This window comes from Actinomadura sp. BRA 177 (assembly GCF_013372625.1).
Lineage (GTDB): Bacteria > Actinomycetota > Actinomycetes > Streptosporangiales > Streptosporangiaceae > Spirillospora.
Genome location: NZ_JABXFD010000538.1, coordinates 1 through 5,841 on the forward strand (window position 1 = coordinate 1; position 5,841 = coordinate 5,841).

Annotated in this window: 6 protein-coding genes and 1 pseudogene; 3 read left to right on the forward strand and 4 right to left on the reverse strand. The window is 70.6% G+C overall.

The window, feature by feature from the left end; genetic code table 11:
- Positions 1 to 399: pseudogene (locus HUX53_RS30690) on the forward strand (hypothetical protein); the annotation flags it as partial.
- Between the two features lie 184 nt (positions 400 to 583).
- On the opposite strand, the gene HUX53_RS30695 reads toward HUX53_RS30690, so the two are convergent.
- The 3 genes from HUX53_RS30695 to HUX53_RS30705 are packed head-to-tail and all read right to left on the reverse strand — an operon-like array spanning position 584 to position 3,641.
- Positions 584 to 1,384, reverse strand: coding sequence for a sugar phosphate isomerase/epimerase (locus HUX53_RS30695; protein ID WP_176406712.1), 801 nt, complete (start codon positions 1,382 to 1,384; stop codon positions 584 to 586).
- Positions 1,384 to 2,463 carry a dihydrodipicolinate synthase family protein gene (locus tag HUX53_RS30700; RefSeq protein ID WP_176406716.1) on the reverse strand — a complete coding sequence of 360 codons (1,080 nt, stop codon included), beginning with the start codon at positions 2,461 to 2,463 and terminating at the stop codon, positions 1,384 to 1,386. Before HUX53_RS30700 ends, HUX53_RS30695 begins: the two co-directional genes overlap by 1 nt.
- A 35-nt stretch (positions 2,464 to 2,498) precedes the next feature.
- Entirely contained in the window at positions 2,499 to 3,641 is a 1,143-nt protein-coding gene (locus HUX53_RS30705; RefSeq protein ID WP_176406713.1) for a Gfo/Idh/MocA family protein, read from the reverse strand.
- 150 nt (positions 3,642 to 3,791) lie between these two features.
- Between HUX53_RS30705 and HUX53_RS30710 the strand changes: the two genes are divergently transcribed.
- Positions 3,792 to 4,847 carry a LacI family DNA-binding transcriptional regulator gene (locus HUX53_RS30710; protein WP_176406714.1) on the forward strand — a complete coding sequence of 352 codons (1,056 nt, stop codon included), beginning with the start codon at positions 3,792 to 3,794 and terminating at the stop codon, positions 4,845 to 4,847.
- A 57-nt stretch (positions 4,848 to 4,904) separates the two neighbouring features.
- Here HUX53_RS30710 and HUX53_RS41780 read toward each other — a convergent pair whose 3' ends face one another.
- Complete coding sequence (locus HUX53_RS41780; protein WP_255205806.1) at positions 4,905 to 5,027, reverse strand: hypothetical protein; 123 nt, start codon at positions 5,025 to 5,027, stop codon at positions 4,905 to 4,907.
- 200 nt (positions 5,028 to 5,227) lie between these two features.
- Between HUX53_RS41780 and HUX53_RS30715 the strand changes: the two genes are divergently transcribed.
- Positions 5,228 to 5,728, forward strand: a complete 501-nt coding sequence (locus tag HUX53_RS30715; RefSeq protein WP_176406715.1) for an NADAR family protein — start codon at positions 5,228 to 5,230, stop codon at positions 5,726 to 5,728.
- Positions 5,729 to 5,841 lie beyond the last annotated feature (113 nt).

Below are 5,841 nucleotides of genomic sequence, written 5' to 3' on the forward strand. Positions count from 1 at the left end.
CCCGGCGACTCCGCCGTCAGCCGCGTCGACATCGAACGCGGCGAGGAGATCGCCGCCCTCCCCGCCCCCTACGCGATCCTGAACCCGTCCCCGGACGGCCTCGTCCTCGTCCAGCCGACCCCGTCCGACCTGTGCGTCTACGGCCTGGACGGCGACCGCCTGGCAACCCTGGAAACCCCGTCCCCCTGCGACCAAGTGGCCGCGTCCCAGGTAGAGGGCAGCCTTCTAGTAGCCGCCGCCCTCCAAGACGCCCCCGGGACCCTCCTGGCCTGGAACGCCGCAGCCCCGTCCCACCGCATCAAGGTCCCCGCGCCGGTCAACGACCTGGCCCTCGCCCCAGACGGCACCCTCCTCGCAGCCACCGACAACGGCCTCTACACGACCCGCCTATGTGGCTAGGCGACGCCCCCCGCCCAGGCACCCGCAAAGGCAGACCACTCCTCTACCTCGACATAGACGGCGTCCTAAATCCCGAAACCCCGAACGAACGCTTCACCGAACACACCATCGGCCGCCTCACCGCCTCGTGGGTTCGGCCGACAGCGTGCCGCCGGCGCCCATGGGTGGGCGCCGGCGGGGTTGGTCAGGCGACGTGTTCGTTGTAGCGGGATAGGGCTAGGGCCAGGGCTTCTGGGCCTGGCATGGCCCATAGGGCTTCGTTGAAGATCTCCACTTCGATGGGGCCGGTGTAGCCGGCGGCGTCCACTGCATCGCGGAAGCGGCGGAGTTCGACGCAGCCGTCGCCGAGCATGCCGCGGCCCGTGAGGACGCCCTCGGGGAGTGGGGTCACCCAGTCGGCGACCTGGAACAGGGCGAGGCGGCCGACCGCGCCGGCGCGGGTGATGCCGTCCCAGACGTCCGGGTCCCACCACAGGTGGTAGGTGTCGATCATGACGCCCACCTGGGAGGACGGGAAAGGGGCGGCCATGTCGAGTGCCTGGCCGAGGGTGGAGACCACGCAGCGGTCGGACGCGTACATCGGGTGCAGCGGTTCCAGTGCGAGCTGGACGCCGTGCTCGCCCGCGTAGGGTGCGATCTCGGCCAGGACGTCGGCGACGCGGGTGCGTGCGCCGTCTATGTCACGGGAGCCTTCCGGGAGGCCGCCGCTTACCAGGCAGAGGACGGGGGTGCCCAGTTCGGCGGCCTCTTCGATGGCGCGGCGATTCTCGTCCAGGGCGTCTGGTTGTTGGAAGAAGCCGCCTCGGCATAGGGACGTGACCGTCAGGCCGTGGTCGCGCATGAGTTTGGCTGTGCGGGCCAAGCCGTACTCGGCGACGGGTTCCCGCCATAGGCCGACGCCTGTGACCCCGGCTACGGCGCAGCCTTCGGCCAGGTCGGGCATGGGCCAGTGCCGGGTCGTCCATTGGTTCAGGCTGAACCTCATTACGCGGCTCCTTGGACGGTCAGCCATGCGCGCATTCGGTGCGCCGCAAGAGCGGGGTCTGGGAAGAGACCGGCGGCGTCGGCGAGCTGGAAGAGACGCACCATGTGCGGGACGGAAAGCGCGGTCTCCAACCCGCCGACCATGCGGAAGTGCCGCTGATGGTCGGTCAGCCAGGCCAGGAAGACCACACCGGTCTTGTAGTAGTAGGTGGGCGCTTCGAACAGGTGGCGGGAGAGCGGCACCGTTGGGGCGAATATCTCTTCGTAGGACGTGAAGTCGCCGCCGTCCAACGCTTGCAATGCCGCAGCGGCAGCAGGTGCGATCGGGTCGAAGATGCCGAGCAGAGCGTCGCTGTGCCCGAGCTCGTCGCCCCTGATCAGCTGCGGATAGTTGGAGTCGTCTCCGGTGTAGAGGCGGACATCGGGTGGGAGGCGGCGCCGGAATGCGATCTCGCGGTCCGCGTCCAGCAGCGAGATCTTCACCCCGTCGATGCGGGACGCGTGGTCGCCGATCAGCGCCAGCAACGCGTCGGCGGCCGTGTCGAGGTCGGGGGAGCCCCAGTAGCCGTCCAGCGCGGGGTCGAACATCGGGCCCAGCCAGTGCAGCACGACCGGGCGCTTGACCTGCGACAACAGGCGTCCGTACACCGTGGCGTAGTCGTCGGGGCCGCGTGCGGCGGCGGCCAGGTGGCGGCTCGCCATCAGCACGGGGACGGCCTCGACCGCCTCGATCACCGCGAGCTGTTCCTGGTAGGCGGCGACGATCTCGTCCAGGGTGGCCGGGCCGGGCGGGAGCTGGTCGGTGCTGGCGCCGCAGACGATCCGGCCGCCGGTTGAAAGCGCTTCCCTGCCGCTCCGCTCGATGAGCTCGCGGGTCGCCGTCCAGTCCAGGCCCATGCCGCGCTGCGCGGTGTCCATGGCCTCGGCGACGCCCAGCCCGTACGACCACAGGTGCCGGCGGAGCGCCAGGGTCGCGTCCCAGTCGAGCGAGTCGCCGCCGGGCACCACGTGCGCGGCGGCATAGGCGATGCGTGACGATGGGGGGCCCGGCGGCGGCGCGTAGGCGCGCGGCTCGCCCATGACGTGCGGCGTCGCCAGGCCCGGTAGTTCGATCTTCACAGCTCAGGAACCTCCAGGCGGCGGCCCTCGCGCCACGCCCGCAACCCCAGCTCCGCGAGTTGCACGCCGCGCGCCCCCGCGTAGAAGTCCCACGGGAACGGGCCGTCGTCGGCGACGTGCCGTAGGAACATCTCCCACTGCGTCTTGAAGCCGTTGTCGAACTCGGTGTTGTCGGGGATCTCCGTCCACTGCGAACGGAAGTCCTCGATGGCGGGCAGGTCAGGGTTCCATACCGGCTTCGGCGTCATCGACCGGTGCTGGACGCGGCAGCGCCGCAGCCCGGCGACCGCGGAGCCCTCCGTCCCGTCCACCTGGAACTCCACCAGCTCGTCGCGGAACACCCGGGTCGTCCAGGACGAGTTGATCTGCGCGACGATCCCGCCGTCCAGCTCGAAGATCCCGTACGCGGCGTCGTCGGCCGTGGCCTCGTAGGGCTTGCCGTCCTCGTCCACCCGCTCGTGGACGTGCGTCGCCCCCAGCGCCTGCACCGACCGCACCGGCGCGATCGCGTCCAGCACGTACCGCCAGTGGCAGAACATGTCGAGGATGATCCCGCCGCCGTCCTCCGCCCGGTAGTTCCAGCTCGGACGCTGCGCCTCCTGCCAGTCGCCCTCGAACACCCAGTAGCCGAACTCGCCGCGCACCGACAGGATGCGGCCGAAGAAGCCGCCGTCCATCAGGCGCTTCAGCTTGAGCAGCCCCGGCAGGAACAGCTTGTCCTGGACGACGCCGTGCTTCACGCCCGCCTCGTCCGCGAGCCGGGCCAGCGCCAGCGCGCCGTCCAGGTCGTCGGCCAGCGGCTTCTCGGTGTAGATGTGCTTGCCCGCCGCGACGGCCGCGCGGATCGCGCCGGCCCGCGCGCCGGTGACCTGCGCGTCGAAGTAGACCTCGATGCCCGGACGCGCCAGCGCCTCGGCCAGGTCGGTCGTCCAGGCGGTGAGCCCGTGCCGCTCGGCGAGGTCGCGCAGCTTGGCCTCGCTGCGCCCGACGAGCACCGGCTCCGGCCACAGCACCGTGCCGTCGCCCGTGCGCACCCCGCCCTGCTCGCGGATCGCGAGGATCGAGCGGAGGAGATGCTGGCGGTACCCCATGCGCCCGGTGACGCCGTTCATGACGATCCCGATGGACCTGCGTTCCATCCCGTTCCTCCCCAACCTGTCGTACTCGTATCGGCGCCTGCTGCGGAAAGCGCGTTCAGAAAGCGCTTTCTGAGGTACCGTAAGAAGCGGCGCACGGTGCGGTCAAGAGGGAGTTCGCCGGGAACCCGCCGCGCCGGACGAGGGAGTACGATGACGGAAGCGGCCGAGGAGCAGCGCGCGGACCGGGCCTACGTGACGCTGCAGGACGTCGCCCGGGAGGCCGGCGTCTCGCTCGCCACCGCGTCCCGCGTCCTGAACGGGACCTCGCAGGTGCGCGCCGACCTGCGGGAACGCGTGCTCGCCTCGGCGGCCGAGCTGAGTTACACGCCGAACGCGCACGCGCAGGCGCTCGCCAGCTCGTCCAGCAAGTCGATCGGCGTGGTCTGCCACGACGTCAGCGACCCCTACTTCGCCGCCGTCGCCCGCGGCGTGATGCGCACCGCCGCCGAGCACGGCATGCTCGTGATGCTCGCCAGCACGTTCCGCGACCCGGCCCGCGAGGTCGAGTACGTGGCGATGCTGCGCGCCCAGCGGGCCCGCGCGATCCTGCTCATCGGGTCCGGGTTCGAGGACCGCGACTGGGAGCGCTCGATGGCCGCCGAACTCGACCCCTACCAGCGCACCGGCGGCCGCGTCGCCGTCCTCAGCCGGCACCGCAGCCTCAAGGTGGACGCCGTCCTGCCGCAGAACCGGGAGGGCGCCGCCGCCCTCGCCCGCGCGCTGCTCGACCTCGGCCACCGCCACTTCGGCGTGCTCACCGGCCCGCACGCCCTCACCACCGTCTCCGACCGGCTCGGCGGCTTCACCGAGGCGCTCGCCGACGCGGGCGTCCACGTTCGGCCCGAGCACATCGTCGAGGCGGCCTTCACCCGCGACGGCGGCTACGCGGCGGCGTCCGAACTGCTCCGCCAGAAGAACCGCCCGACCTGCGTGTTCGCCGTCACCGACGTCATGGCGATCGGCGCGCTGGCCGCCTTCCGCGACAACGGCATCTCCGTGCCGGGCGAGATCTCCCTGGCCGGCTTCGACGACATCCCGATCGTCCGCGACCTGACGCCGCCGCTCACCACCGTCGCGCTGCCGCTGGACGCGATGGGGGAGCGCGTCATGGGCCTCGCCCTCCGCGAGCCGTCCGCCCGCCGCAGCCGCATCGAACGCGTCGCCGGCGAGGTCGTCATGCGCGCCAGCACGGCCGCACCCCGCTGAAGACGCGAAGAACCCGCCCGGATCGTTCCGGACGGGTCTCGATCTATCGGCCGCGGTTCAGCGCGCGGCGAGATCGTCCGTGGCCTCGGCCTCCGCGGGACGCTCGGCGTCCGCGTCCATGGGCCGCTCCGGCCACGAGTCGATCTTGGTGCGTCGGGGGTTCGCCAGGGCATTGTCCATTGGTACTGCAGTCCTCCCAGTTCGAGCCGGAGCCCAAATACACGATGTTCCCGGCGACCGGCCCGCTTTCGCAAAATGGTCTAGACCGCGTCCCTCCCCCGAGGGGACGCGACGCAACAGTTAACGCCGCCAATCGATCATCCATTCCCAGCCCCAAACCCAGTGGCCCCTGACGGGCCCACCTGGCACCCTTCTCCTCCATGGACGTAGCCGAACTGACCCGCCTCCAGAACACGGGAACCCGCCTGAAGTTCCTGTTCTTCTGGGGCCACCGCACCCCGGGCCCCGGCTACCTGAGCCAGTGGTGGCCATCGCCCTTCACCCTGGACGGCACGACCTACGCGACCGCCGAGCACTACATGATGGCAGGGAAAGCCCGCCTCTTCGGCGACGAGGAAACGGCCGCCGCCATCGTCGCCGCGTCCCATCCCCGCCGCGCCAAAGACCTCGGCCGCCGCGTCCGTGACTTCGACGAGCAAACATGGCGGGACAACCGTGTGGCGATTGTCACAAGGGCCAACCAGGCGAAGTTCGGCCAAAACAAAGACCTTCGCGACTACCTCCTAGGCACCGGCGACCGCATCCTCGTAGAAGCAAGCCCCCTGGACCGCATCTGGGGCATAGGCCTAGCCGCCGACGACCCCCGAGCCGAGCAGGTCTCCACCTGGCAAGGCCAGAACCTCCTAGTACGGCAGTCGTAGAACGTGATCTCGTCATTGGCGGTTGAGGCGGGTTCGGTAGTGGAACCAGCGGGCGCGGGCTTGGTGGCGTCGTCGCCAGGTGTGCCAATGCAGGTGGTGTTCGAGGCTGTGCC

Bases quoted from the DNA above. Each gene is read 5' to 3' on its own strand.
- HUX53_RS30710 (WP_176406714.1), top strand. From the start codon at position 3,792: ATGACGGAAGCGGCCGAGGAGCAGCGCGCGGACCGGGCCTACGTGACG.
- HUX53_RS30705 (WP_176406713.1), bottom strand. From the start codon at position 3,641: ATGGAACGCAGGTCCATCGGGATCGTCATGAACGGCGTCACCGGGCGC.
- HUX53_RS30715 (WP_176406715.1), top strand. From the start codon at position 5,228: ATGGACGTAGCCGAACTGACCCGCCTCCAGAACACGGGAACCCGCCTG.
- HUX53_RS30700 (WP_176406716.1), bottom strand. From the start codon at position 2,463: ATGGGCGAGCCGCGCGCCTACGCGCCGCCGCCGGGCCCCCCATCGTCA.
- HUX53_RS41780 (WP_255205806.1), bottom strand. From the start codon at position 5,027: ATGGACAATGCCCTGGCGAACCCCCGACGCACCAAGATCGACTCGTGG.
- HUX53_RS30695 (WP_176406712.1), bottom strand. From the start codon at position 1,384: ATGAGGTTCAGCCTGAACCAATGGACGACCCGGCACTGGCCCATGCCC.